Origin of the sequence: Pseudomonas sp. TMP9, from assembly GCF_037943105.1 — a bacterium.
Lineage (GTDB): Bacteria > Pseudomonadota > Gammaproteobacteria > Pseudomonadales > Pseudomonadaceae > Aquipseudomonas.
The window spans coordinates 2091653-2115636 of sequence record NZ_CP149803.1 but is presented as its reverse complement, the minus strand read 5'-3'; the positions used below and the strand labels follow the sequence as shown (position 1 = coordinate 2115636).

General features: G+C 55.0%; 25 protein-coding genes, 2 tRNA genes and 1 other RNA gene. 18 read left to right on the top strand and 10 right to left on the bottom strand.

Translation table 11 applies throughout. The features are described 5' to 3' along the window. Positions 1 to 53 precede the first annotated feature (53 nt). From WF513_RS10105 to WF513_RS10090, 4 genes are all read left to right on the top strand, one after another. Positions 54 to 129: transfer RNA gene (locus WF513_RS10105), tRNA-Val, on the top strand. A 20-nt stretch (positions 130 to 149) separates the two neighbouring features. After that, positions 150 to 226: transfer RNA gene (locus WF513_RS10100), tRNA-Asp, on the top strand. 189 nt (positions 227 to 415) lie between these two features. Continuing rightward, on the top strand, positions 416 to 1123 hold the full coding sequence (locus tag WF513_RS10095; protein ID WP_339079252.1) for an FKBP-type peptidyl-prolyl cis-trans isomerase: 708 nt from the start codon (positions 416 to 418) through the stop codon (positions 1121 to 1123). 371 nt (positions 1124 to 1494) lie between these two features. After that, on the top strand, positions 1495 to 1950 hold the full coding sequence (locus tag WF513_RS10090; RefSeq protein ID WP_339079251.1) for a YkvA family protein: 456 nt from the start codon (positions 1495 to 1497) through the stop codon (positions 1948 to 1950). 14 nt (positions 1951 to 1964) lie between these two features. On the opposite strand, the gene WF513_RS10085 is transcribed toward WF513_RS10090, so the two are convergent. After that, the gene (locus WF513_RS10085; RefSeq protein WP_339079250.1) at positions 1965 to 2687 is read right to left on the bottom strand and encodes a transporter substrate-binding domain-containing protein; all 723 of its coding nucleotides are present in this window, start codon (positions 2685 to 2687) and stop codon (positions 1965 to 1967) included. 133 nt (positions 2688 to 2820) lie between these two features. Here WF513_RS10085 and WF513_RS10080 point away from each other — a divergent pair, with 133 nt between their 5' ends. From WF513_RS10080 to WF513_RS10070, 3 genes are read left to right on the top strand one after another with little or no spacing between them, the layout of a single operon-like run. Then, positions 2821 to 3153, top strand: a complete 333-nt coding sequence (locus tag WF513_RS10080) for a helix-turn-helix transcriptional regulator (RefSeq protein ID WP_339079249.1) — start codon at positions 2821 to 2823, stop codon at positions 3151 to 3153. Next, positions 3150 to 3515: a hypothetical protein gene (locus tag WF513_RS10075; protein WP_339079248.1), complete on the top strand. Its 366-nt coding sequence runs from the start codon at positions 3150 to 3152 to the stop codon at positions 3513 to 3515. Before WF513_RS10080 ends, WF513_RS10075 begins: the two co-directional genes overlap by 4 nt. Next, positions 3515 to 3985, top strand: coding sequence for a sel1 repeat family protein (locus WF513_RS10070; protein WP_339079247.1), 471 nt, complete (start codon positions 3515 to 3517; stop codon positions 3983 to 3985). Before WF513_RS10075 ends, WF513_RS10070 begins: the two co-directional genes overlap by 1 nt. A gap of 22 nt (positions 3986 to 4007) precedes the next feature. Here the strand turns inward: WF513_RS10070 and WF513_RS10065 are convergent, their stop codons facing one another. Both WF513_RS10065 and WF513_RS10060 read right to left on the bottom strand, forming a co-directional pair. Next, complete coding sequence (locus WF513_RS10065; protein ID WP_339079246.1) at positions 4008 to 5768, bottom strand: bifunctional diguanylate cyclase/phosphodiesterase; 1761 nt, start codon at positions 5766 to 5768, stop codon at positions 4008 to 4010. A gap of 93 nt (positions 5769 to 5861) precedes the next feature. Next, positions 5862 to 7943, bottom strand: coding sequence for a carboxy terminal-processing peptidase (locus tag WF513_RS10060; protein WP_339079245.1), 2082 nt, complete (start codon positions 7941 to 7943; stop codon positions 5862 to 5864). Positions 7944 to 8069: 126 nt separating this feature from the next. Between WF513_RS10060 and WF513_RS10055 the strand changes: the two genes are divergently transcribed. The 3 genes from WF513_RS10055 (at position 8070) to ahpF (ending at position 11440) form a co-directional block, all read left to right on the top strand. Further along, entirely contained in the window at positions 8070 to 9035 is a 966-nt protein-coding gene (locus tag WF513_RS10055) for an NAD(P)H-quinone oxidoreductase (RefSeq protein ID WP_339079244.1), read from the top strand. 117 nt (positions 9036 to 9152) lie between these two features. After that, positions 9153 to 9716, top strand: a complete 564-nt coding sequence (gene ahpC / locus WF513_RS10050; RefSeq protein WP_339079243.1) for an alkyl hydroperoxide reductase subunit C — start codon at positions 9153 to 9155, stop codon at positions 9714 to 9716. Positions 9717 to 9883: 167 nt separating this feature from the next. After that, positions 9884 to 11440 carry an alkyl hydroperoxide reductase subunit F gene (gene ahpF, locus WF513_RS10045; protein WP_339079242.1) on the top strand — a complete coding sequence of 519 codons (1557 nt, stop codon included), beginning with the start codon at positions 9884 to 9886 and terminating at the stop codon, positions 11438 to 11440. A gap of 183 nt (positions 11441 to 11623) precedes the next feature. On the opposite strand, the gene WF513_RS10040 is transcribed toward ahpF, so the two are convergent. Continuing rightward, positions 11624 to 12655 (bottom strand): RNA methyltransferase, encoded by a 1032-nt coding sequence (locus WF513_RS10040; protein WP_339079240.1) that lies wholly within the window; start codon positions 12653 to 12655, stop codon positions 11624 to 11626. 152 nt (positions 12656 to 12807) lie between these two features. Between WF513_RS10040 and WF513_RS10035 the strand changes: the two genes are divergently transcribed. Beyond that, positions 12808 to 13110, top strand: a complete 303-nt coding sequence (locus WF513_RS10035; protein ID WP_339079239.1) for a DUF1883 domain-containing protein — start codon at positions 12808 to 12810, stop codon at positions 13108 to 13110. 129 nt (positions 13111 to 13239) lie between these two features. Here the strand turns inward: WF513_RS10035 and WF513_RS10030 are convergent, their stop codons facing one another. Then, a complete protein-coding gene (locus WF513_RS10030; RefSeq protein WP_339079238.1) occupies positions 13240 to 13521 on the bottom strand; it encodes an HU family DNA-binding protein in 282 nt (93 codons plus the stop codon). Between the two features lie 191 nt (positions 13522 to 13712). On the opposite strand from WF513_RS10030, the gene WF513_RS10025 reads away from it, so the two are divergent. Together WF513_RS10025 and ffs are read left to right on the top strand one after the other, a co-directional pair. Next, complete coding sequence (locus WF513_RS10025; protein ID WP_339079237.1) at positions 13713 to 15347, top strand: methyl-accepting chemotaxis protein; 1635 nt, start codon at positions 13713 to 13715, stop codon at positions 15345 to 15347. Between the two features lie 100 nt (positions 15348 to 15447). Then, positions 15448 to 15544, top strand: an RNA gene (gene ffs / locus WF513_RS10020) — signal recognition particle sRNA small type. A gap of 282 nt (positions 15545 to 15826) precedes the next feature. On the opposite strand, the gene WF513_RS10015 is transcribed toward ffs, so the two are convergent. Beyond that, the gene (locus WF513_RS10015) at positions 15827 to 16114 is read right to left on the bottom strand and encodes a DUF3509 domain-containing protein (protein WP_339079236.1); all 288 of its coding nucleotides are present in this window, start codon (positions 16112 to 16114) and stop codon (positions 15827 to 15829) included. A gap of 70 nt (positions 16115 to 16184) precedes the next feature. Further along, on the bottom strand, positions 16185 to 16406 hold the full coding sequence (locus tag WF513_RS10010) for a hypothetical protein (protein WP_339079235.1): 222 nt from the start codon (positions 16404 to 16406) through the stop codon (positions 16185 to 16187). 461 nt (positions 16407 to 16867) lie between these two features. On the opposite strand from WF513_RS10010, the gene dnaX reads away from it, so the two are divergent. The 3 genes from dnaX (at position 16868) to recR (ending at position 20018) form a co-directional block, all read left to right on the top strand. Beyond that, a complete protein-coding gene (gene dnaX, locus WF513_RS10005; RefSeq protein ID WP_339079234.1) occupies positions 16868 to 18922 on the top strand; it encodes a DNA polymerase III subunit gamma/tau in 2055 nt (684 codons plus the stop codon). An 18-nt stretch (positions 18923 to 18940) separates the two neighbouring features. Continuing rightward, positions 18941 to 19270 (top strand): YbaB/EbfC family nucleoid-associated protein, encoded by a 330-nt coding sequence (locus WF513_RS10000; protein WP_339079233.1) that lies wholly within the window; start codon positions 18941 to 18943, stop codon positions 19268 to 19270. 148 nt (positions 19271 to 19418) lie between these two features. Next, positions 19419 to 20018: a recombination mediator RecR gene (gene recR / locus WF513_RS09995; RefSeq protein WP_339079232.1), complete on the top strand. Its 600-nt coding sequence runs from the start codon at positions 19419 to 19421 to the stop codon at positions 20016 to 20018. A 124-nt stretch (positions 20019 to 20142) separates the two neighbouring features. Here recR and WF513_RS09990 read toward each other — a convergent pair whose 3' ends face one another. Beyond that, positions 20143 to 20394: an Lpp/OprI family alanine-zipper lipoprotein gene (locus WF513_RS09990; RefSeq protein WP_339079231.1), complete on the bottom strand. Its 252-nt coding sequence runs from the start codon at positions 20392 to 20394 to the stop codon at positions 20143 to 20145. A gap of 519 nt (positions 20395 to 20913) precedes the next feature. Between WF513_RS09990 and WF513_RS09985 the strand changes: the two genes are divergently transcribed. Then, entirely contained in the window at positions 20914 to 21195 is a 282-nt protein-coding gene (locus WF513_RS09985; protein ID WP_339079230.1) for a GNAT family N-acetyltransferase, read from the top strand. Positions 21196 to 21265: 70 nt separating this feature from the next. Here the strand turns inward: WF513_RS09985 and WF513_RS09980 are convergent, their stop codons facing one another. Continuing rightward, complete coding sequence (locus tag WF513_RS09980) at positions 21266 to 22000, bottom strand: phosphoadenylyl-sulfate reductase (protein WP_339079229.1); 735 nt, start codon at positions 21998 to 22000, stop codon at positions 21266 to 21268. A 188-nt stretch (positions 22001 to 22188) separates the two neighbouring features. Here WF513_RS09980 and thrH point away from each other — a divergent pair, with 188 nt between their 5' ends. Next, positions 22189 to 22806, top strand: coding sequence for a bifunctional phosphoserine phosphatase/homoserine phosphotransferase ThrH (thrH, locus tag WF513_RS09975; RefSeq protein ID WP_339079228.1), 618 nt, complete (start codon positions 22189 to 22191; stop codon positions 22804 to 22806). Between the two features lie 129 nt (positions 22807 to 22935). Here the strand turns inward: thrH and WF513_RS09970 are convergent, their stop codons facing one another. Beyond that, the gene (locus WF513_RS09970; protein WP_339079227.1) at positions 22936 to 23829 is read right to left on the bottom strand and encodes a DMT family transporter; all 894 of its coding nucleotides are present in this window, start codon (positions 23827 to 23829) and stop codon (positions 22936 to 22938) included. Positions 23830 to 23984: the final 155 nt, after the last annotated feature.

The following is a 23984-nucleotide window of genomic DNA, read 5'->3' as shown; positions in this document are numbered from 1 at the left end:
TGCTTGCCAAGGGTTAAGCGGCTGACTAGAATGCGCCCCACTTCGAGAGTGAAGGGTGATTAGCTCAGCTGGGAGAGCAGCTGCCTTACAAGCAGCGGGTCGGCGGTTCGATCCCGTCATCACCCACCAACTCGTTTTTGAAGTTACGCGCAGCGGTAGTTCAGTCGGTTAGAATACCGGCCTGTCACGCCGGGGGTCGCGGGTTCGAGTCCCGTCCGCTGCGCCATTTTTATCCTCGCTCCATCCCCTCTGTGGCACATGCTAAATCTCCGCAACAGCCTTCTCCGCTAATTCGCTAAACATCTGAACTTATACACATTTTCTGCCTCCTAACACGGTAGCCAGTGATTGCAGCGGCCTGCTAAGCTCGCGTCTTCACACCAAAGCCCTAGGGCTAACCGGACAAGGAACAAGCATGAAACAGCATCGTTTAGCAGCGGCGGTTGCCCTGGTAGGTTTGGTTCTCGCAGGTTGCGATTCGCAAACCAGCGACATCACCTTAGAAACTCCAGCACAGAAAGCCTCTTACGGCATTGGCCTGAATATGGGCAAAAGCCTGGCTCAAGAAGGCATGGATGACTTGGACTCCGGCGCCGTTGCTCAGGGTATCGAAGACGCTATTGGTAAGAAAGATCAGCGCCTCAAAGATGAAGAGCTTGTTGAAGCCTTTGCCTTCCTGCAGAAGCGCGCTGAAGAGCGCATGGTAACGCTGAACGAAGAGTCGGCCAAAGCTGGCAAGAAGTTCCTTGAAGACAACGCTAAACGCGACGGCGTAACCACTACCGCTTCCGGCTTACAGTATGAAGTGGTGAAAAAAGCTGACGGCGTGCAGCCGAAAGCAACTGACGTGGTGACTGTTCATTACGAAGGCAAGCTAACCGATGGCAGCGTGTTCGACAGCTCGGTTGAGCGTGGTAGCCCGATTGATCTGCCAGTTAATGGCGTTATCCCAGGCTGGGTTGAAGGCTTGCAACTGATGCACGTTGGCGAGAAGTACAAGCTCTACATCCCGAGCGAGTTGGCCTACGGCGATCAGAGCCCGACTCCGGCCATCCCAGCCAATTCCGTGCTGGTGTTTGACTTGGAGCTGATTGCCATTAAAGACGCTGCCGCTCAAGAGTAATTTTCATTGTTTTACCCGGCGCCCCGTCTCGACGGGGCGTTGTTGTTTTTGTGAGTCATATCCTGCACCTTTTGCTTGACTAGGGGGTCTTAAAGGATGCTTGCAGTGGCTGAGGTGTTACGGTTATGCACATTTCCCATAGTGGCTGTGACAGGTTAATGTAACGCTCTTGAAAAAAACTCTTTGTAATTTATAACTTGTTGATTTTTAAGTCTTTTTACTCTGTGAGCAAAAAATGTCCGATCTGTGATGAGGCCCCGTGGGCTGGGCGTTTGCTAGGCTTATAGAGAAACTATTCACAAGGTTATCCACAGCTTCGGTGGATAACCACAGCCGGCCCAGCAGATATGCGGGCTTGCCCGGAGAAGGCGATGAAAGCACCGAAAAATTTCGCGCGTTACCAGTTTTTAGCCAAGCGTTTCCTCAAGGCTGGACGGCTACCGGCGTTGCTGTCGTCGGCCGCCCGTAAGCGTGAAAAGTTGGGCAGTGGCTTTGCCGAATTGGCCGACCAACTAAAGCTTATGCAAGCGCTTTGCTTGGCGTGGTGGCGCGGGGAATACCGCAAAATAGACTCTCGGGCATTACTCGCGGTAGTAGCGGCCTTGTTGTATTTCGTCACGCCGCTGGATGCACTGCCTGATTGGTTGTTTGGATTTGGCTTTATCGACGATTTAGCGGTTCTGGCTTGGGTGATGCGCACTTGGCAGGTAGAGCTGGGGGCGTTTCAACAATGGCGAACGGCTCAAACGCCAGAGGTGCTGCGGGTCGTCGAGCGGTTGCCAGAAGTAGACGAGTCGATCACGGTGACAAATGGGTCACTGCAGTAAGGGCTGTATCTGGCTCAACTGTCGTTGAGCAGCTTCTTAATCAAGCCCTGATCACGCAGCTGCAGCAATGTATTGTCGAGGCGCTCAGCGCTAACCGGCAGCAGTGGTCTGTAGGTACAGTGCATGTCATAACGGTTAATCACCCAAGTATTTATCCGCAGCGGCGCTTCTTTGTGTAGGTTCATCTGAAAGCGCAGGGTTCGGTGCATGTTGATGATTGCATCTAGGCGCTGTTTGCGCAGCAGGTTGAGCCCGGCGTCTTGGTCGCGCAGGTTCTGGCGATTGATTTTCTTTGTGGCGAAAGCGTCCATTAAGGCACTGTCATAGACGTAACCCAACTGGGTGCCAAGACTCTTGCCATACAAGTCCTGCAGGCTATTGATTGGAGCGTGCTGACTGTGCGTGAGCACTACATCCTCTTCACTGTATAGAGGGGCTGACCAGCGATAGCGCTCTGGGTTGCCCATCCACTGCGGGTTGCTATTACAGATTACGTGGATGCGGCCGCGTTGCATAAATTCATCGATGCGCTTGTTCGGCGTTTCAACAAACGCTGCCTGATAGCCCAGCTGTTGGCTGACCTGTCGGCCTAATTCATAGATGAAGCCACCGCGTAGTTGCTGCGCGTGCACATCTACATATGGCATACCGTCCGCGCTGGCAAAGCCCCAGCGCAACTCATCCGCGCATGCCCAGCCACCGCAGCCAATCAACAGCAATACTATGAATGAACGCAACGCTTGCCCCTGAGTGGTGCTTGATGTTGTACGGCAGTATAGATCACGCTCTTTGCTCTGGCGGACTGTTAACATGAACGCCGGTTTTGGAGTTGCTGAGAGCGGTGCGCATGCTCTGCATGGAGAGTAAAAGATGAATGTACAAGTGATTGAGCGTGATGGCGCACCAGAGTATGCGGTGCTGCCGTGGGCGCAGTATCAAGCATTGTTGCAGGCGGCTGGGCGTGCGCCTGAGGCCCCAGCTGTGGTGGCTGCAGCCGTGAAGTCCCAGCCCAAGTCCAGCCTAAATCAGCTGACGGCGTTACGAGAAGTTAAAGGCATGAGTGCCGAGCAATTGGCCCGTAATGTCGGTATCAGCCCGCATTATCTAAGCATGATCGAAAGCGGCGAGCGCCAGCCTGATGCGGCCATCCAGCGCGCGCTGGCTTGGCATCTGGGCGTTGACGGATGGGAGCTGCAGCCGTGAGTGTCAGCATCAGTCGGCAACATTGGCAAGCGCTGCTGGGTGAGCTCGAAAGTGCCCAGCGCCAGCGTCATGTCGTGACCTACCGGGCCCTGATCGAACGTTTGGCTCTGCCCACACCAGCCATGCAGACCTTAGCGGCCGCGTTAGAGCACTTAGCTGCTCTGGATGCACGTGCTGAGCGTCCACTGCGCAGTGCATTGGTCATCAGCCAAGGTGCAAGCCGTTTACCGCGTACGGGTTTCTTTGAATGCGTCAGCCGCCTGGGGCGTTTTACGGGCGCATCCGACGGTATCGCTGCCGCTTCTTGGCACGCTGCTGAAGTCGCCCGCGTATTTGAGTTCAGCTATCCAGGAGAGGTCTGATGTTCGGTCCACTGCGTGCACGCATCGGCTATTTAGTGGCGCGTCGCCTGTTTCATTGGGCGTGGTTAGTCAAACAGCCGCGCGGCTGGCGTTGGTTAGAAGGGCAGTTTTCCCGCATGGCCGCGCTTGGCGATACCCAAGCGCAAAGTTTCTACGGGCATATCCTGCTGTTTCGCGGTCAAGGCCTTGGCGCACGCAGTGAAGGCCGGCGTTTACTCGGGTTGGCCGCCAACGCGGGCGATGCCAAGGCGGCTTATCAGCTTGGCGCACTGAGTTTGGCGGGAGACCCCCAGCACAGCGCTGACGCACCGCAGGCTATCGGCTGGTGGACAATAGCTGCACAGGCAAAACACCCAGCCGCCGCTTACCGATTAGCAGAGTTGTACCGCACTGGCGCGGCGGGTGTTACCGCCGATGCGGAAAAAGCTGAACATTTCAGCCAATTGTCGAGGCAACTAAGCGGGCTCTGATTGCGCGAGTAAGTGTGCTCGCTTAAGCCGCCGTGTCAGCTTGGGTATCAATGATGTGCAGGCTGTAGCCCGGTACAGCCTTGGCATGGCGTTTGGCCTCAGAGGCGAGAGCGGCCAGTTGGTTAGCGTCAAGCTTTGCGCATTGCTCGGGATGCACGTGTACCACCCCCAATGACAAAGACAGCAAGGCGTATTCCTGACGTTTGCCGTTGCGGTCGTGGGCCACAAAGCAGCCCGCATGCAGGTCTTCTTCACGATAAAAACGGCGGCATTGGCTCTGGAAATCTTCCAGCAGGCGATTCAATCGTGCGCGCCAGTCCTGAGAGCTGAGTACCAGCAGAAAGTCATCTCCGCCAATGTGGCCGACAAAGTCCCGCGTTGGGTCAACGCGGTCATTTAGGCACTGCGCCAAACTTAGCAGCACCTCATCGCCTTTGGCGTAGCCATAGATGTCGTTGAACGGCTTGAAATTATCGATATCGACATAACACACCACGGCTTCACGGCCCTGCAGCAGCAAGCGCGTTAAGCATTGCTGGATTGGCACATTGCCCGGCAGCAGAGTCAGTGGGTTAGCGTAGCGGGCCTGCTGGATCTTTAGTTCGGTGATCAGCTTGAGCACATCGATCACCCGGCCGAGCCCGATATAGCAGCTGTCCTCCATGATAATGAAGTCTTCTTCGATACGCTGTCGTGCGCGGCTGGTGAGCAGGCGGCTCACCTGCTGCAGTGACTGGCTGCATTCAACAGCTAGGTAGTCATCACTCATCAGGCGGCTGATCGGCTTTCTGGCGAATAGTTCGTTGGCAAATGGCTTCAGTAAGGCCTCGGCCAGTGAATGACGATGCACGATGCCGACAGGCTGCTGGGCCTCATTAAGTACAGCCAAGGAGTTCAGATTGGCCTGAGCACGGAACATTTCCAGTACCGCGCTGATAGGCGTGCCCAAGGCCACTGCTTGTTGAAATTTGAGCAGGCCACGCAGGTCACTGACATCCTCGCTCAGCGGGTTAGCGCCTATTGGGCTGGGCAGCAAGTTGGCGGTGTCACACGGTGGCACTTCCTGCGGGCGGCAAAGTAGATAGCCTTGCAGCAGGTCGACACCCATTTCGGCCAGTACGCTCAACTCTTCAGGCAGTTCGATACCCTCGGCAATCACTTGGGCGCGGGAGGCTTTAGCCATTTTCAGGATTGAACCGACGAATTCACGTTTAACCGCGTCCTGATGGATGCCATCAATAAAGTGACGGTCAATTTTCACATAATCAGGGCGCAACTCAGACCATAGCCGCAGGCTTGAATAGCCCGCACCAAGGTCATCCAACGCAATGGAAAACCCCATAGCGCGATAGTGGTGCAGGGCCTTGTCGAGCAGAGCGAAGTCATCAGTGGGCGATTGCTCTGTTAACTCGATGACCACCCTGCTGGGTGGAATGCCTAGGCTTTGTAAAAGTTGCAGCGTGCGGCCGGGTTGATGCTTGGGCTCCATCAGCGAGTCCGGTGAGACGTTGAGGAACAATTTGCCTTCAAGTTTCAGTTGGCTGAAACGCTGACAGGCATTTTTCCGGCAAAGCAACTCCAATTCACTCAGGCGCCCAGCACTTCGCGCCACGGCGAACAAGTTGATGGGGGAGTGCAGAACGCTGTTGGACGGGCCGCGGCTAAGGGCTTCGTAGCCAAGAATGCGCCGTTCTGAGAGCGAGAAAATGGGTTGAAACAGGCTGTGCAGGTCGCCATTGGCGAGGATGTTGTCCAGCGCGCTGAACTGCTCGGTGACGATCATGACGGCTCTCTGTGCATAAAAAACGGGGATTGGCATTACTACCAATCCCCGCATTTCACGACAGGTTGATGAACCTTTGATGACGCTCGTTGTTTACTGTTTCGCCAAGCGGGTATTTAAACCCAAATAATCGAGCAGGATGCGCCCGCTTTCGGCGAGGTAGGCATCATCTTCAGGTTGAATTTTTTTATCTTCAACCGGCAGAGCATCTTCGTCTTCTTCTTTGAGTTTGCTCAGCAGCGTTTCGCCTTTTGCCTGACGACGGCTGTTTTCGATGGCCAGTTGTTGACCTTCAATATCAGTCTGCTGGGTTCGACGCTTGGTTTCATTGAGGCTGACCGTCGTTTCAAGCATCAGTTTTTGCGCCAATTGCAGACGTTCACGGGCGAAAGTGAAGTCTGGGTTCTGTGCGGTACGACTCTCAAAGCGGCGTTGCAGTTCGGCCAAGAATGGCTTGATCGGGTCTAGCTCTGGTTTCATCGCCGGTTTGATGCTGTCCCATGGCAGTGCCTCAGGCAGCGCGCTCTCGCCAATTTCCTTGGTGTCCATTACGTCCGGGTATTGAATATCAGGAATCACCCCTTGGTGCTGAGTGCTTTGCCCGGAGACGCGGTAAAACTTAGCCAGGGTCAGTTTAAGTTCACCGTGGTTAAGCGGCTGGATGGTCTGCACGGTGCCTTTGCCGAAAGTCTGGCCACCGAGAATCAGCGCGCGGTGATAATCCTGCATGGCACCGGCGAAAATTTCTGAAGCGGAGGCTGACAGGCGGTTGACCAGCACGGCCATTGGCCCTTTGTAGTAGATGCCGGGGTTTTCGTCGGCCAGTACATCAACGCGACCATCGCTGTTGCGCACCAGCACGGTCGGCCCTTGATCAATAAACAGACCTGTCAACTCGGTGGCTTCCTGCAGCGAGCCGCCTCCATTATTGCGCAGGTCGATGACCACGCCGTCGACCTTTTCCTTCTCCAGTTCAGTCAGCAGGCGCTTGACGTCACGGGTGGTGCTTTTGTAATTCGGGTCACCCGCGCGGAAGGCCTTGAAGTCTAGGTAGAAGGCCGGTATCTCGATCACCCCCAGTTTGTAGTCACGGTTGTCATGCTTGAGATTAAGGATGGATTTTTTCGCAGCTTGCTCTTCCAGCTTGACCGCTTCACGGGTGATGGAGACTACTTTGCTGGTCTGATCATTCGGCGCGTTACTCGCCGGGATCACTTCCAGGCGCACTTGCGAGCCTTTCGGGCCACGAATCAGCTTGACCACTTCATCCAGCCGCCAGCCGATCACATCGACTATTTCCTTGCTGCCCTGAGCCACGCCGATAATTTTATCAGCAGGCGCAATCTGCTTGCTCTTTTCCGCTGGACCGGCCGGTACCAAGCGCACCACTTTGACGTGTTCGTTATCGCTTTGCAGAACCGCACCGATGCCTTCAAGTGACAGGCTCATGTTGATGTCAAAGTTTTCTGCATTGTCTGGCGACAGGTAAGTGGTGTGCGGGTCATAGGACATGGCAAAGGCGTTGATATACGCCTGAAACACATCTTCGCCGCGAGTCTGCTGCAGCCGGGCAAGCTGGTTTTTGTAGCGCTTGGTCAACAGCTCTTCAATAGCTTTGGGTTCTTTGCCGGCGATTTTCAAACGCAGCACTTCGTCTTTCACCCGCTTGCGCCAAAGGTTGTCCAGTTCAGCTACATCTTTAACCCATGGAGCATTTTCGCGATCGATCAGCAGACTTTCATCGCTGTCCATATCAATCTTACCGACGCCTTGTTCAAGCATATTAAGGGTGAACTGCAAGCGACCCTCCAAGCGCTCCAAGTGGCGCTTGTAGATAGCAAAGCCTGGCTGCAGATCGCCATTTCTCAGCAGGTCATCAAAGCGTGTCCGCCATTGATCAAACTCGGCAATATCTGAGGCGATAAAGTAGCTGCGCGAGGGATCAAGCATCTTCAGGTAGCCCTGGTAGATTTTTTCCGAGCGCTCATCATTCAGCGGCGGTTTGTTGTAGTGATGGCGTTTCAACAGCTCAACGACGTTAAGGCTGGCGATGACTTGCTCGCGATCAGGCTGCAGGTATTCCCAAGGGTCGCCACTGTTGGTTTTCGCGGCGAGCGGCAAGGCGCTTAGGGCAAACGAAAAGGCGAGGGTGATGCTGAGTAAGGATCGCTTCATGTTAATTCGACGTGTGGGCAATTGATAACGCATATTAGGCCGTCTTTAAGGCGCCAGGTTCCATCGGCGCAATACAAAAGCCCGGCGGTTAGCGTCGGGCTGGGTTCAATGCACTATGGAGGCAGCATGAAGGCATTGCAAGGCGTTGAAGGCCGTGTGGAATGGGGGCAATACCCAACTCCGACCTGCGATGTGGGGGAAATTCGTATCCGTGTCGCAGCCGCAGGACTCAACCGCGCCGACTTGTTACAGCGCGCCGGTCTCTATTCGCCGCCGCCAGGTGCTAGTGAGGTGCTCGGGCTGGAATGCGCGGGTGTCATCAGTGAAGTTGGCGCCGGTTGTGACTGGAAAGTGGGCGACCGCGTTTGTGCACTGTTGAGCGGCGGCGGTATGGCTGAGGAGGTGGTGGTTGATGCGCGTCACGCACTGCCGGTTCCTGACGGGCTAACGTTGCATGAAGCAGCGGTATTGCCGGAGGTGTATGCGACCGCTTGGCTCAATCTGTTTCAGCTGGCGGGCCTGAAACCTGGGCAGAAGGTGTTGCTCCACGCCGGTGCCAGTGGTGTCGGTTCGGCGGCTATCCAGTTGTGCAAGGCGTTTGGCAGTCCAAGCTGGGTCAGTGTTGGTTCGGCGGAGCGCTTGACCTACTGTGAGAGTTTAGGTGCCCAAGGCGGCGTACTGCGCGGGGAAGAACAATTGCAAGCGTTGCGCGATTTTGCGCCCTTCGATGTGATTCTTGATCCTGTGGGCGGTAGTTATGCCGCACTTAACCAAGAGTTGCTGGCGGTAGACGGCCGCTGGGTGAACATTGGTTTACTTGGTGGTCGCCAGGCTGAGCTGGATTTGGCTGTGATATTGGGCAAACGCATTCAGCTGATCGGCTCAACCCTGCGTAACCGCGATGAGCAGTTCAAGGCAGATTTGCTGCGCGACCTGCAGCAATTTGTTTGGCCACTCTTTAGCGAAGGGCGGCTTAAGCCGCAACTTCAACAGGCTTTTGAGCTGCAGCATGCCGAAGCTGCATTTGCTGCCTTGGCAAGTAATCAGGTCAACGGTAAGTTGGTGCTGGTAATAGACCCAGCCTTGGTCTGAACCCTAGTTTCGATTGACTCTCTCAATCGAAACCATGGCGGCAATCAATAAGCTTTTTTTGCAGAAGGCGCTAACATGGGCCCCGTGAATTCTTAACCCCCTCAGAAGGAAGCAGAGATGAACCTTATCAACACCCAAGTTCAACCGTTCAAGGTCAACGCTTTTCACAATGGCAAGTTCATTGAAGTGACCGAGCAGTCCTTGAAGGGCAAGTGGTCGGTACTGATCTTTATGCCAGCGGCTTTTACCTTTAACTGTCCAACTGAGATTGAAGACGCCGCCAACAACTACGCTGAGTTCCAGAAGGCCGGTACCGAGGTTTACATCGTTACCACCGATACTCACTTCTCGCACAAGGTTTGGCACGAGACGTCGCCTGCAGTAGGCAAGGCTAAGTTCCCGCTGATCGGTGACCCGACCCACGCCCTGACCAACGCGTTTGGTGTGCATATCCAAGAAGAAGGTTTGGCGCTGCGCGGTACTTTCCTGATCAACCCAGACGGAATGATCAAAACCGTTGAAATCCACTCCAACGAAATCGCCCGTGACGTGTCGGAAACCCTGCGCAAGCTAAAAGCTGCTCAGTACACTGCCGCTCACCCAGGTGAAGTGTGCCCTGCTAAGTGGAAAGAAGGCGAGAAGACCCTGGCTCCGTCGCTGGACCTGGTTGGCAAGATTTAAATACATTCGGGAAACTCCTGCGGTTATGCATCACGTTTCCCGCTGTGTTTTATCTGCTGGTCTTTGCGCTTAAGGGCTGTAACCCAGCCTCTAGAGTGCCCGAACGCCCGGGCGCAATCCGTCCGGGCGTTTTTGTTTCTGAATTTTGTCAAAGGGATACTTAAATCATGTTGGACGCCACGCTTAAAGCCCAATTGAAGGCCTACCTAGAAAAGGTCATTCAACCGTTCGAGATCGTCGCGTCCCTTGATGACAGCGACAAATCTGAAGAAATGAGTGCAATGCTGCACGACATCGTCAGCCTGACTGACAAGATCACCCTGCGTGAAGACGGTAGCGATGACCGCAAGCCTTCTTTCTCGCTGCATCGCCCGGGTGCAGACATCGGATTACGCTTCGCCGGTATCCCCATGGGCCATGAATTTACCTCCTTGGTGCTGGCGCTGCTGCAAGTTGGCGGTCACCCCTCCAAGCTTGAAGCGGATGTGATTGAACAGATCAAGGCTATTGAAGGCCACTTCAGCTTCGAAACCTACTTCTCGCTGTCCTGCCAGAACTGCCCAGATGTGGTGCAGGCGCTGAACCTGATGGCGGTCCTTAACCCGAATATTCGCCATGTAGCGATTGACGGTGCGCTGTTTCAGGCGGAAGTCGAAGAACGTCAGATCATGTCGGTGCCGAGCATTTACTTGAACGGCGAACTGTTCAGCCAAGGCCGCATGGGTGTGGAAGAAATCCTCGCCAAGATTGATACAAGTGCCTCAACGCGTGATGCCGAGAAGCTTAATGCCAGAGAAGCTTTTGATGTTCTGGTAGTAGGCGGCGGCCCAGCAGGCGCTGCAGCGGCTGTTTATGCGGCGCGCAAAGGTATTCGTACCGGTGTTGCAGCTGAACGCTTTGGCGGCCAAGTGCTCGATACTATGTCGATCGAGAACTTTATTTCGGTGCAGGAAACCGAAGGTCCAAAGCTGGTCCGTGCGTTGGAAGAGCACGTTAAACAGTACGAAGTGGACATCATGAATCTGCAGCGTGCCAGCGCCATTATCCCAGGTAAGCATGCCGGTGAGCTGCATGAAGTACAGTTCGAGAACGGCGCTTCACTGAAAGCTAAAACGCTCATTCTCGCCACCGGCGCACGCTGGAGAGAAATGAACGTGCCTGGTGAATTGGAATACCGAGGCAAGGGCGTTGCTTACTGCCCGCATTGCGATGGCCCGTTGTTTAAGGGCAAGCGTGTGGCCGTAATCGGTGGCGGTAACTCCGGAGTGGAAGCGGCGATCGATCTGGCCGGTATTGTTGCCCACGTCACGCTGATCGAGTTTGACAGCCAATTGCGCGCTGATGCGGTGTTGCAGAACAAGCTCAACAGCATGGGCAACGTCACCATTATCAAAAGTGCACTGACCACCGAAGTTAAAGGCGACGGCCAGAAGGTTAGCGCCTTGGTCTACAAAGATCGCGGCACTGAAGAACTGCACACCATCGAGCTGGAAGGTATTTTCGTACAGATCGGTCTGTTGCCTAATAGTGATTGGCTCAAGGGTACGATCGAGTTGTCGCCACGAGGTGAGATCATCGTCGACGCCAAAGGCAGCACTAATGTGCCGGGTATCTTCGCCGCCGGTGACGTGACAACGGTGCCATACAAGCAGATCGTGATTGCTATCGGCGAGGGCGCCAAAGCGTCGCTGAGTGCATTCGATTATCTGATCCGCACCAGCTGATAGGTAAAGTTGGCCGTGTGAGCAGTTAACCTACCGGTACAACTGAATCGGACAGCCTGAAAGGGTTGTCCGCTTTTTTGTGCCCATAACAGGTTGGTAAAAATGCCCGTGCAGCCTGGCGGCGTCGTGTTTATTCATGGCCGCAGGGCGTTGTGGCTGCGCCATAAAAAGCGCGGTTATCGGCTAAGTGCGACTTTTACGTTGGCTGAGTAACTCAGTAGCCCGAGCCCTTAGTTGGCCACACCCGCCGTCTATATCCTGGCCGGCCGAGTTACGCACTTTGGTCTGCACGCCGCGGCTGTGCAGGTAGCGCACGATTTGCACGATACGATCACCCTCCGGACGTTGGAACTCGTCATCTTGAAGGCTGTTGTAGGGGATCAGATTCATGATCGCGTACTTACCCTTTAGCAGACGCAGGATGCCGTCCATTTCTGCCTGGCTGTCGTTGATGCCCTTGAGCAGCGTCCACTGGTACTGGATCGGATAATCAACCTGTCGCGAATAAATTTCGCCCAGCTCGACCAGCTCTTCTGGGTTGGTGCGCGGGGCGCGCGGCAGCAGTTGCTGGCGCAGTTCAGCGTCTGTGCTGTGAAGTGATAAGGCCAAAGCTGGTTTGACCTGCTGCTGCGGCAAACGCTCGAATACCCGCGGGTCGCCGACGGTGGAGAACACCAAGTTGCGCTGGCCGATACCCCCTTCGGTGCCGAGCAGGTTAATCGCCTCCAGCACATTGTCGAGGTTGTGCGCCGGCTCACCCATGCCCATGAAGACCACTTTTTTCACGGGTCGAAAGCGCCGTGCTAACACCACTTGAGCCAGTATTTCGCTGGTTGTCAGCTGGCGCAGCAGCCCGCTTTTACCCGTCATGCAAAACACGCAGCCCACCGCACACCCCACTTGGCTGGATACGCAGAGACCATCACGGGGCAGCAGCACGCTTTCTACCATTTGTTTGTCACTCAGCTCCACCAGCAGGCGTGCCGAACCATCGCTGCCGGGGTGTTCGGCGCTCAGTCGCGCCAACTGATCAAGTTCACGGCTCAGCTCTGGCAGGGCATTACGCACCGCCAGCGGCAGGAAGTTCTCAGTTTTTTGATTGCGTGTGCCGGTGTCCAACGGCATGCCGCGCAGCCAGGCACGGGTGATGCGCCCAATGTGCATGGGCTTGGCACCGAGGTCAGTCAGGCGTTGGTGAAGATCGTGGATATGCATGGGGTGCGCATGCTACCACCAGCTTAGTTGTGGTGGTACGCGTTGCGGCGGCACGTGCTGGGCGATTGCATAAGGCTTAGCCTTTGCTCAAGCCGCGCCCGACACTCATAATAGTGGCCTGATTGGACTGACCTAGCTGTGCGGAGCGGTAGATGAAATTTATACACCAGCGCGAACACCTTAACGAAGACGACCTTGTCGTGATTGAGTGCTCGCAGACCTGCAACATTCGCCTGATGAGCGATGCTAACTTTCGCAGTTTCAAGAATGGCGGCCGCCATACCTATCACGGTGGCGCTTTTGACACCTTCCCGGCGAAAATCGCCGTGCCCAGCAGCGGCTTCTGGAATATCACCATCGACACGGTGAGTCGTAAGGCTGTCAGCGTCACCCAAAAACCGACCCTCAAGCATTCGATCAAAATCGTGCGTAGGTCGACGTCACGCCTGAGCTGAGGATTGGTGCGTGCGCGTGGAACAATGCCCGCTTTAGAGCAGGCAAAGGTTTAGTCTTAAGGTAAATGCTGATAATGCTGCCGCGAAAGTGCGCCCTTGTTCGGGCGCCTTTGCATTCTCAACGCCAATTCAACTGTTAAGTGCATCGCTCAGTGCTTTTGCAGGCACGTATTTGACGACTTTTTTCGCTGCAATTTGAATCGCCTGCCCGGTCTGCGGATTGCGGCCGGTTCGAGCAGGGCGTTCACTCACTTTAAATTTGCCAATCCCAGGCAGGGTGATTTCATCACCGTTCTCCAGTGCGTCGCTGATAATCTCACTCAGTTGTTCAAGTGCTGCGCGCACAGTGCTTTTCGGCGTGTCGATCGCCTCTGCGATATCACTTATCAGCTGGTCTTTGGTGATTGCCACGTTAGTCTTCCTCAGAAATGGATGGGCCATATGGGCAAGAATACTCCAGTGGCGAAGGGCTGTGGCAGGGAGCTTTAGTAGGGTGGGTTAGGGGTGCAACGCTGGACAAACAAAGCCGAACGCTTTTTACATCGTTCAATCATCACTGGTCTACGCTGATTTTACTTATCCATTATTTGAGAGATGCCAGCATGTTACGAGCATTCGCTAATTTAGGGTTTCGTTGGAAAATTGCCCTACCGATTTTGCTCTTGGCTGTATTGCTCGTTGCCATGGGTACTCTGGGTATACGAGGGATAAATCAAGTCGCTGATTCCAGCACCAAGCTGACGAATCGTTTTTTGCCGGGCATCAGCCTGCTGCTCAATGCGGACCGTGATCTTTATCAAGCATTCGTTGCCGAGCGCAGCTTACTCAGCCAGGGAGCAGCTGCTTATGGGCAGGCGCTAACTGCCTCGCACAGCGAAAACCTGCAGCAAGCGTATGACCGTGTGCACACATTTGCGGATATGCAGCCTGGCAGCGAAGCGATGCAATTGGTTGCGCAATTTGATGCGGGGTTTGAGCGCTGGAAGGCGACCTCGCAGAAAGTCTTGCAACTGGCGGTGAGTGATCCACAAGCAGCCAGCGCATTGAGCTTCAGTAGCAGCGAAGAGCAGTTTGAAATGATGCGTGACGCGATCGACAAACTAGGCGAGATGGATGATGCCGCCGCTAATGCTGAAGGGCTTGCGGCCATTGAGCTCGGAGAAACCTTGAGTTGGCAACAAAGCGTGATCATCGCAATCGGTTTAGGTGTTTGCCTCGTGCTGGTAGTGGGTTTTCCGATTCTGGTTACTAAGCCGTTGCACAATTTACTCAACCGTATTGAACAGATCGCCGATGGTGATGGCGATCTGCGGGTGCGTATCGAGGTGTTATCTAACGATGAGTTGGGCAAGCTCAGTCATGCTTTCAATCGGTTTTTGGATAAATTGCAGCCACTAATTAAGGAGGTAAGTCGAGTTACTGGGGAGGTCGAAAGCGCTGCGCAAAATTTGGCCGCGATGGCCGCCGCTAATGATCGTTTGATTAGCAGTGAGCATGCGGCAGTTGATCAAGTCAGTACTGCCGCAACCGAGATGAGTTCTGCGGTGAATGAGGTGGCGCGCAATGCGCAAAATGCAGCAGATGCCGCACGCAGCGCCGAGGCTCAGTCTCGTGACGGTGCGCAAGTGGTAAGCGCTACGATCAACTCCATCCGTCAGCTCGCACAGGAAGTCGAAAGCGCTTCAATCACCATTCAGACCCTTGAGCAAGAAGCGACCAGTATCGGCACAGTGCTGGCCGTTATCCGTGGTATCGCTGAGCAAACTAATTTGCTGGCCCTAAATGCTGCAATTGAAGCGGCACGTGCGGGTGAGCAGGGCCGTGGTTTTGCCGTGGTGGCAGATGAGGTGCGCGCACTGGCGGCACGTACGCAAGAGTCGACCAAGGACATTCAGGAGATGATCGAGCGTCTGCAGATCGGTGTGCAGAATGCCGTTAAGGCCACTCATTCAGGCAGCAGCAAAGCACGGCAAAGTGTCGAGCAGGCGGCCGGTGTGGATCAGGCGCTCACCGACACCAGTGACTCGGTTATGCGTATCAATGACATGACGGCCCAGATCGCGACGGCCTGTGAGGAGCAAAGCAGTGTGACCGAAGAGATTGCTCGCAATATCAATGATATTCGAGACTTGTCCAATCAAGCCGCGCAAACTTCTGAGCAAAGTGCTCAAGCCAGCCAGCGGCTTTCTGAGTTGTCGCATGGCTTGAGTAAGCTGGTGGGGCGGTTTCGTGTGTAGTAATCGATTCAATGGGTTAGGCGTTTACAGCGGTTGTAACTTCGTTTTAAGCCGGTACAATGACGCGGCTCGCTTCTGGTGAGCTGCGTTATGGTGGTCCTGCCGGTCCCCTCGCAACGATCAACCGTTAACCCGGTCAGGCCTGGAAGGGAGCAGCCGAAGCGGTTACATCGTGTGCCGAGGTGTGGCTGGTGGGGCTGCCTCCATCATCTCTTTGGCATCGCTCAATACTTGAGCAGCGGCCAATCTAGTTTCCGCCCTAATAAATCGCCTTATCTGCCAGCCAAGCTCATTGCTGTGCAATAGCCAGCGGCGTGCATATTTTCCAGTGTTACTCAACGGGCCATCCAATAGCTTGACTACAGCTAAAGGTTGTCATCGGCTAGGTAAGTGCACTTGCAAAAACGTCGTGCCTATTGGCTTGCGCACAAATTCAGGCCGGCCAAGAGCCGCGCCGGTGAGCGAGGCTCTTACTGCGGCTAGTCGGTGTGGTAGCTGAGCACGCTGTCTTGTTCTTTAAGCGCTTTACGCATATCGGCGGGGATGCTGCCGGAGCGCATGGCCAGCTCAAGACGGATGTCTTCAAGGCTTTGCGCAAAAGCTTGAGGGTCAGTGCGTTGGGCTGGGCTGAGCACACGGCTATACGCTGTGGCGTCGCTTGCATCCAGTAACGAGAGGACCACGCCACCATCTGGGCGGGGTAGGCTGAATGTGGCGCGCAAGGGAGAGAAGAGCTGCTCAACGAGTTCGCGGTTAATGTTATCCATGAGGGTGCTCCATCCTGAGGGTGATTGTTTCAGACCTCTAGGATGGTCAATGGTTCGCCTATCTGAGCAATTAAGCGGTCAGGGACTGGCGTGCGCGCTCAATGACTTGTTGCAGGTGTGCACCGCTGTACTGACCAGGATAAAGGCGCTGGCTGTGCTGGGCGATACCGGCATGATTGACGATGGTGAAGCTGAAGCTGCCTTTGCGGGCGGCAAGGATGCGGCAGTCAAACGGTGCAAATGCACTGGATAGGGTGCGAATGGCATCCTGAATTTGGTTTTGAGTATTCATTTTTGGGTATTTCCTAAAACAGCGGGCGCGTCATTGCGCTAAATAGAGCTCCAGGCGGTCGATATAAGTGATCGGCTACATGTTCAGATAGGAGCTGGACTACACGCACAAGTTCCAATTGAGGTGGCTGTGTGCGGGTCGGTACGTCGGAGGCGGGCTTGAGTCAGCGCTTGCGCGGGACGGCCAGATCAGTCAGCAGGTTGGGTCGTGAGCTAGAGCTGCGCGGCATGCCCGGTTAGGTCATGCGCTCTTACTTGAAATCCATCGAGGGGGCTTAAAGGCCTAATTGACTTACAGCGTGGTACTAACGATGTGGACTATACCCAGCTGGTTGATTTTAAGCCAGCTCATTTATGTTTAATCATGCACAGAGGGTGTTGCTGGGCTGCGCATCAGATGCAATTTGGCCCATGCTCCGTTAGGATTGCCACACTTTTGCTTTCCTCTTGTGACGGGTTTCGATGAGTTATCAGGTTCTTGCACGCAAGTGGCGTCCACGCTCATTCAATGAAATGGTGGGTCAGACTCATGTGCTTCGGGCGCTGATCAATGCGCTGGACAGTCAGCGTCTGCACCATGCCTATCTGTTCACGGGCACTCGCGGTGTCGGCAAAACCACTATCGCGCGGATTATTGCTAAGTGCCTGAATTGTGAAACTGGAATCAGTTCAACGCCTTGTGGCGTTTGTTCGATCTGCAAAGAGATTGATGAAGGCCGCTTTATTGATTTGATTGAAGTCGATGCTGCCAGCCGTACCAAAGTAGAAGACACCCGCGAGTTGCTCGACAACGTGCAGTACTCACCCAGCCGCGGGCGTTTTAAGGTTTACCTGATTGACGAAGTGCATATGCTCTCAACCAGTTCCTTCAACGCACTGTTGAAAACGCTGGAAGAGCCGCCGCCCCACGTCAAATTCCTTCTGGCCACCACTGATCCACAGAAATTACCGGTCACGGTGTTGTCGCGCTGCTTGCAGTTTTCGCTAAAGAACATGCCGCCTGAGCGAGTGGTTGATCACCTCAGTCATGTTCTGGCTGCCGAGCAGATTCCATTTGAAAGCGATGCGCTCTGGTTACTTGGGCGCGCGGCAGATGGCTCCATGCGCGACGCCATGAGCTTGACCGATCAGGCGATTGCCTTCGGTGAAGGCAAGGTGTTGGCGGCTGATGTTCGGGCCATGCTAGGTACTCTCGACCACGGGCAGGTTTACGGCGTATTGCACGCCTTGCTGGAAGGTGATGCCCGAGGGCTGATTGAAGCAGTGCGTCATTTGGCGGAGCAGGGCCCGGACTGGAATGGCGTGTTGTCCGAAATGCTCAACGTACTGCACCGTGTGGCGATAGCTCAAGCTCTGCCTGAGGCGGTAGACAATGGCCAAGGGGACCGCGAACGAGTGCTTGAGCTGGCGCAGGTTCTGCCCAGCGAGGACGTACAGTTCTATTACCAAATGGGTCTTATCGGCCGCCGAGATTTGCCGTTGTCACCTGATCCACGTAGCGGTTTCGAAATGGTGCTGTTACGCATGTTGGCATTCCGCCCAGCGGATACCCATGATGTGCCGAGGGTAGCGCTAAAGCCGCTGGGGATTAGTCAGGCCACCGCTGATCCCACGAGCAACCCAGTGGCCGATGCTGCTGTCGCCGCCCAGGTCCATGTTGTTGAGGCCACGGCACCTGCGCCCCAGGCGCTCTCTGCCGTAACACCTGTCGCATCCTCTGAAGCAGCTGAAATCGTTATGCCGGTTATGGATGCGACGCCGGTGGAGTTAGAAGAACCGGCGCCACAGGCTGCGCCCATAAATGAAGCACCTACAGTGGCAGCTGTCGTCAATCTGCCTTGGGAAGAGCAGGCGCAAGCAGCGAATATTCAAGTTGAAGCGCCTGCCGCACCGACAGCGCCCGATATAAGAGCTGAAGCGTCGCCCCCAGCAATGCTTGAGCCCGTAGCAGTCAAGCCGTTGCTGTCGGCTGATACGGATGCAGATGACGACGAGCCACCGCTGGGCGACTACGACTATGTCGAGATGGACGCCGAGTCGTTTGATTATGATTTTGACGCAGTGGAAAGCGCCGCATCTGCCGAGCCTGAGGTATTACCCGCAGCGCAACCGGCGACGGGGCTTGCTGCTGATTGGCTGGAGTTATTCCCCAAACTCGGTTTATCTGGGATGACTGGCAGTATCGGCGCCAACTGCACATTGATTTCTGTTGAGGGCGATAACTGGCTGTTGCACCTTGATCCTGCTCAGGCAGCGCTGTTTAACCTTACTCAGCAGCGGCGCCTTAATGAAGCGCTTAACCAATTTCATGACCGCGAACTCACGGTATTGATCGAGTTGTGTAAGCCTGAACAGGAGACGCCAGGGCAGGCGGCAGCGCACAAACGGGCTAATCGCCAGCGTGATGCTGAGGCTGCGATCCATCAAGACCCTGTGATTCAACAAATGATTCAGCAGTTCGCTGCGGTGATTCGCGCGGACAGCATTGAACCCCTAGACACTTCCGTTAACCCCTAATTACCGAGGACTTACACCATGATGAAAGGTGGCGGCATGGCCGGCCTGATGAAGCAGGCCCAGCAAATGCAAGAAAAAATGCAGAAGATGCAAGAAGAGCTGGCGAACGCCGAAGTGACCGGTCAGTCCGGTGCTGGGCTGGTCAGTGTGGTCATGACGGGGCGTCACGATGTTAAGCGCGTCAGCCTGGATGACAGCTTGATGCAGGAAGACAAAGAAATTCTCGAAGACCTGATCGCCGCTGCGGTGAACGATGCGGTGCGCAAGATTGAACACAACAGCCAAGAAAAAATGTCGGGTATGACTTCAGGCATGCAACTACCACCAGGCTTTAAGATGCCGTTTTAAACAACACCCGGGCATCGCACATGTATGTGCCTCAGGCAGGTATGGGTGTCCTCAACCTGTACCTGCCTTTGCCTTGCGCCACTAATAGCTGAACAGCTTGGTAGGCGCAGTAAACGCTTGAGTCTTCGTCGTTGCCGAGTATTTCTCCATGAGTTTCAGCCCGCTGATCCGCCACCTGATTGATTCTCTGCGCATTCTTCCCGGCGTTGGGCAAAAAACCGCTCAACGTATGGCCTTGCAGATGCTTGAGCGTGATCGCTCTGGGGCGCTGCGCTTGGCCCAGGCGCTGACGCAGGCCATGGAAGGGGTTGGCCACTGTAAGCAGTGTCGCAGCCTCAGTGAAGATGATGAGTGTCAGCTCTGTGCTGATCCGCGCCGGGATGACAGTGTGCTGTGCGTGGTTGAGGGGCCAATGGATGTGTATGCGGTCGAACATACGGGCTTTCGTGGCCGCTACTTTGTCCTCAAGGGGCATTTATCACCGCTCGATGGGCTCGGCCCAGAAGCGATTGGTATTCCTGAGTTGCTGGCACGGATCGCTGCGGGTGGTTTTGCCGAGGTGATTCTGGCGACCAACCCAACGGTCGAGGGCGAAGCCACCGCCCATTACATTGCTCAGCTGTTGGCGGGTAAAGGCTTAATCGCGTCGCGCATTGCCCATGGCATGCCGCTCGGCGGTGAGCTGGAATTGGTTGATGGCGGCACCTTAGCGCACTCGATTGCGGGGCGCCGACCTATTGTCATCTAGGCTCGCTACTCGCCAACGGCTTGATTGCCGTTGTGAACGGCTTTAGCACAACCGTAACGGTCATTTGCGCAATAAAAAAGCCGACCCAGAAACTGGGTCGGCTTTTCATAGCCTTGTGAGCTATTTACTTGCGGCTGGCTTTTTCCAGCATACGCAGAGCACGCTCATTGGCTTCGTCAGCAGTTTGCTGAGCCTTCTGAGCAGCTGCCATAGCCTCGTCAGCCTTGCTGTAGGCTTCGTCGGCACGGGCTTGAGCGCGAGCGGCTGCATCTTCAGTTGCAGTCAAACGGGACTCAGTTTCTTTGGACATGCTGCTGCAACCGGTAGCCAGAACTGCGGCCAATGCCAGAGCAGAGAATTTCAGAACGTTGTTCATCGTGTTCCCCTTGAGGTGGAATTTTTCCATAAAAGCAAACTCCCGATAGTGGGAAATTAGCCGGCGTACATACTACCTGTAACCGGCAGTAAGTAAATGTGACGAAGGCAAGGCGCATGGGTTTTTTTCTGATTACTGCCATGCCTGTCATATGCAGCCTGTTTTTTGAGTAAAAAATAAGCAACGTTGACGTGAGTAACCGTTCTTTATGCTGTTGCGAAAGTATCTGCCACAGCGTTAATCATTAAAAATGCCTGCAAGCGCTAAGCTCGATACTTTTCGCTGCACGCTCGCATAAACGCAGATCATGGTTGAGTGCCGCGTAATAGTCTTGGTGGCGGCCGCGTCATGGAAGCGGCTCAATGCCTTGCTGTGTGATCTAAGTCCTTGATTCACGTGACCTCGTAGGTTTTGGCCTGATAAGCTGGTCATAACTGGCTACAACCTAATGGGTAAAGATGCGATAAGCCGTTTGCCATACAGGTGGAAAGGGTTTACCGAGTTAACAGAGGAGTTGCTATGAGCGAGGCATTGACGGTTCACCATGACCTTGCAGGCCATCAATTCGAGACCACCGTGGACGGTGATCGGGCCTATTTGGCTTATATGGACCTTGGCAAGCAAACCTTGGATATCTACCGTACTTTTGTGCCCAACTCCCTGCGTGGGCGAGGCGTCGCTGCCGCGTTGACTGAACATGCCCTGCAATATGCGGAGCGCATGGGCTACAGCGTGATTGCATCGTGCTCCTATGTGGAGCGCTACATGGCACGCCGTCAGCGGCAAGCAGATCAAAGCTGATTGAGATGAGCAATAAGCAAGGCCAGTCAGTGACTGGCCTTTTTTTATGGGAATGTTTGCGCTTTTACCCTCAACCCTTGGCAATCAGATTGCCGGCATGCAGGCCGCATTCTTTTTGTGTGGCTTCTTCCCACCACCAGCGGCCTTCGCGCTCATGCTGATTAGGCAGCACCGGCCGCGTGCAGGGCTCACAGCCGATGCTGACAAAGCCGCGTTCATGCAGGCTGTTGTAAGGCAGTTCAAGCATGCGGATATAAGCCCATATAGCTTCGCTACTCATCTGCGCCAATGGGTTGAACTTAAACAGGGTGTTTTGCGCTGTAGAAAAGGCGGCATCGAGTTCGACCACGGCCACTTGGCTACGAGTGCTTGGGCTCTGGTCGTGGCGCTGGCCGGTGGCCCAAGCCTTAACGGTGGCGAGTTTGCGCCGAAGCGGAGCGGTTTTGCGGATGCCGCAGCATTCGCCATGGCCATCCTTATAGAAGCTGAACAAACCCTTTGCCTTGACTAAGGGTTCTAGTGCAGTTGCATCAGGCGAGAGCAGGTCGATGCTAATGCCGTAATGCTCGCGTACTTGATCGATAAAGCGGTAGGTCTCTGGGTGCAGGCGACCGGTGTCGAGGCTGAATACCTTGACGTTCTTGTTGAGCTTCCAGGCCATGTCGACCAGCACTACATCTTCGGCGCCGCTGAAGGACAACCACAATTCATCACCGAAGTGTTCAAAAGCGAGTTTGAGAATGTCCTGTGGCGACTTGTCGGCGAAGTCCGCCGCCAGTTCGGTAGCATCAAAGGGGAGGCTCATCGGGCTGAATTCCTAGTTAATCTGACGCTGCGCGCCGTGTGCGGCGATGGTAGCAAAAGCCGCTTATACGGCTAAATAACCTTGTGTCGTAGTAGTGCTCTGATTTGGATATAAGTGCTGCATTGCACCGCGTGGAGCGAGTCGCTAGAGTGCCGCCTTCTGTCATAAATCCAAGCTAGGAGTGTCCTGTGGAAATCGCGTGTCTCGACCTGGAAGGCGTACTGGTCCCGGAAATTTGGATCGCCTTCGCGGAAAAAACTGGCATCGAATCGCTAAAAGCGACCACCCGGGATATTCCCGATTACGACGTGCTGATGAAGCAGCGCCTGCGCATTCTGGATGAACATGGCTTAAAGCTGTCTGATATTCAGGAGGTGATCGCCACACTCAAGCCGCTGGAGGGCGCAGTGGAGTTCGTCGATTGGCTGCGCGAACGCTTTCAAGTGGTGATTTTGTCAGACACCTTCTATGAGTTCTCCCAGCCGCTGATGCGTCAGTTAGGTTTCCCCACCTTGCTGTGTCACAAGCTGGTTACCGATGAGACTGACCGCGTGGTTGATTACCAGCTGCGCCAGAAAGACCCCAAGCGTCAGTCGGTGCTTGCCTTCAAGAGCCTGTACTACCGAGTGATTGCGGCGGGTGACTCGTACAACGACACCACCATGCTCAGTGAAGCCCATGCAGGCATCCTGTTTCATGCGCCAGAGAATGTGATCCGCGAGTTCCCACAATTCCCAGCGGTTCACACGTTTGAAGCGCTCAAGCGTGAGTTCCTCAAAGCGTCCAATCGTCCGTTGAGCTTGTAATAGCCTCCACTGAAGGCGCGCATTCGCGAGCCAATTGAACGGTCACCCGACACCCTGCGAGGGTTTTATTCTCGCAGGGTGTTTTGTTTTCGGTGGCCATTAGCAACACCTTCCTGCAGTGCACTGCACTCAAGCGTTAGCGTGTGCAGTGGGTCGCACCACCAGCCACAGGGCAATCGCGATTAGCACGCCGCCATACAGGTAAGCCCAGGATAAAGGCTCATCCAATAACAGTGCGCCCCACAGCACACCAAAGGGCGGAATCAGGAAGGTCGTGGTGCTGGCTTTGATCGGTCCGATATCGCTTAGCAAACGGAAGTACAGGACGTAAGCAAACGCTGTACAGACAAAACCTAGCCCAGCCAACGACAGCCAAACCTCAAGACCACCCCAGCTGGCAGGCGGTTGTATAAATAGAGAACCACCAAACAGCGGCAACAGGAAAAGACTGGCGCCGCACAAGCTGGCAAAGGCGGTTAAGCGGTTATCCAAGCCGCCCTGCATGCCGATCCAGCGCCGGGTGAGAAAGCCGGCAAACCCATAGCAAGCGGTCGCCACCAAGCAGGCGGCGGCGCCGAGTAGCAGGGTTGAGTCAAACTCAACCGGCCCGGTACGGGTCAGCACGCCCACACCAAACAGGCCAACAGCCACGCCAGCCGCTTTGCTCAAGGTCAGCGCCTCCGCAAAAAACAGCATGCCGATCAAGACGCCCATCATGGGCGTCGTTGCGTTGAGGATGGCTGAGTAACCCGCTGGTAGCACCAGCGCGGCCAAGCAGTACATGGCAGAAGGCAATCCGGCATTGATGACGCCAAGAATCAGACAATGCTTGAGCTTGCCGTTGAAGTTCCAACGCACCCGCATCAGCAACAGAATTGCCAGCAGCCCAAGCATGCCCAAGCTGGCACGAAAAAAAGCAGTCGGCATGCTGCCGAGCACCGGCGCGACGATGCGCATAAACAAAAAGCTGGCGCCCCAAATAGCAGCAAGCAGCAATAGGCGCATCAGGTCAGCAAGGCGCACAGCGGCCTCCACAGGCTTTAAAAGGTTGAGCAGTGTTGCCGGGCTGGCGCGCCAAGGCAATTCGCAATACAGGTTATGGCACATGCGGGGTAACGATTTGAGCTTAGATAAATGCCTATCCATGCATTGCTGGCTTTTACTTGCGGCGGTCACTG

Bases quoted from the DNA above. Each gene is read 5' to 3' on its own strand.
- WF513_RS10095 (WP_339079252.1), top strand. From the start codon at position 416: ATGAAACAGCATCGTTTAGCAGCGGCGGTTGCCCTGGTAGGTTTGGTT.
- WF513_RS10090 (WP_339079251.1), top strand. From the start codon at position 1,495: ATGAAAGCACCGAAAAATTTCGCGCGTTACCAGTTTTTAGCCAAGCGT.
- WF513_RS10080 (WP_339079249.1), top strand. From the start codon at position 2,821: ATGAATGTACAAGTGATTGAGCGTGATGGCGCACCAGAGTATGCGGTG.
- WF513_RS10070 (WP_339079247.1), top strand. From the start codon at position 3,515: ATGTTCGGTCCACTGCGTGCACGCATCGGCTATTTAGTGGCGCGTCGC.
- WF513_RS10065 (WP_339079246.1), bottom strand. From the start codon at position 5,768: ATGATCGTCACCGAGCAGTTCAGCGCGCTGGACAACATCCTCGCCAAT.
- WF513_RS10060 (WP_339079245.1), bottom strand. From the start codon at position 7,943: ATGAAGCGATCCTTACTCAGCATCACCCTCGCCTTTTCGTTTGCCCTA.
- WF513_RS10055 (WP_339079244.1), top strand. From the start codon at position 8,070: ATGAAGGCATTGCAAGGCGTTGAAGGCCGTGTGGAATGGGGGCAATAC.
- ahpC (WP_339079243.1), top strand. From the start codon at position 9,153: ATGAACCTTATCAACACCCAAGTTCAACCGTTCAAGGTCAACGCTTTT.
- ahpF (WP_339079242.1), top strand. From the start codon at position 9,884: ATGTTGGACGCCACGCTTAAAGCCCAATTGAAGGCCTACCTAGAAAAG.
- WF513_RS10040 (WP_339079240.1), bottom strand. From the start codon at position 12,655: ATGCATATCCACGATCTTCACCAACGCCTGACTGACCTCGGTGCCAAG.
- WF513_RS10035 (WP_339079239.1), top strand. From the start codon at position 12,808: ATGAAATTTATACACCAGCGCGAACACCTTAACGAAGACGACCTTGTC.
- WF513_RS10025 (WP_339079237.1), top strand. From the start codon at position 13,713: ATGTTACGAGCATTCGCTAATTTAGGGTTTCGTTGGAAAATTGCCCTA.
- WF513_RS10015 (WP_339079236.1), bottom strand. From the start codon at position 16,114: ATGGATAACATTAACCGCGAACTCGTTGAGCAGCTCTTCTCTCCCTTG.
- WF513_RS10010 (WP_339079235.1), bottom strand. From the start codon at position 16,406: ATGAATACTCAAAACCAAATTCAGGATGCCATTCGCACCCTATCCAGT.
- dnaX (WP_339079234.1), top strand. From the start codon at position 16,868: ATGAGTTATCAGGTTCTTGCACGCAAGTGGCGTCCACGCTCATTCAAT.
- WF513_RS10000 (WP_339079233.1), top strand. From the start codon at position 18,941: ATGATGAAAGGTGGCGGCATGGCCGGCCTGATGAAGCAGGCCCAGCAA.
- recR (WP_339079232.1), top strand. From the start codon at position 19,419: ATGAGTTTCAGCCCGCTGATCCGCCACCTGATTGATTCTCTGCGCATT.
- WF513_RS09990 (WP_339079231.1), bottom strand. From the start codon at position 20,394: ATGAACAACGTTCTGAAATTCTCTGCTCTGGCATTGGCCGCAGTTCTG.
- WF513_RS09985 (WP_339079230.1), top strand. From the start codon at position 20,914: ATGAGCGAGGCATTGACGGTTCACCATGACCTTGCAGGCCATCAATTC.
- WF513_RS09980 (WP_339079229.1), bottom strand. From the start codon at position 22,000: ATGAGCCTCCCCTTTGATGCTACCGAACTGGCGGCGGACTTCGCCGAC.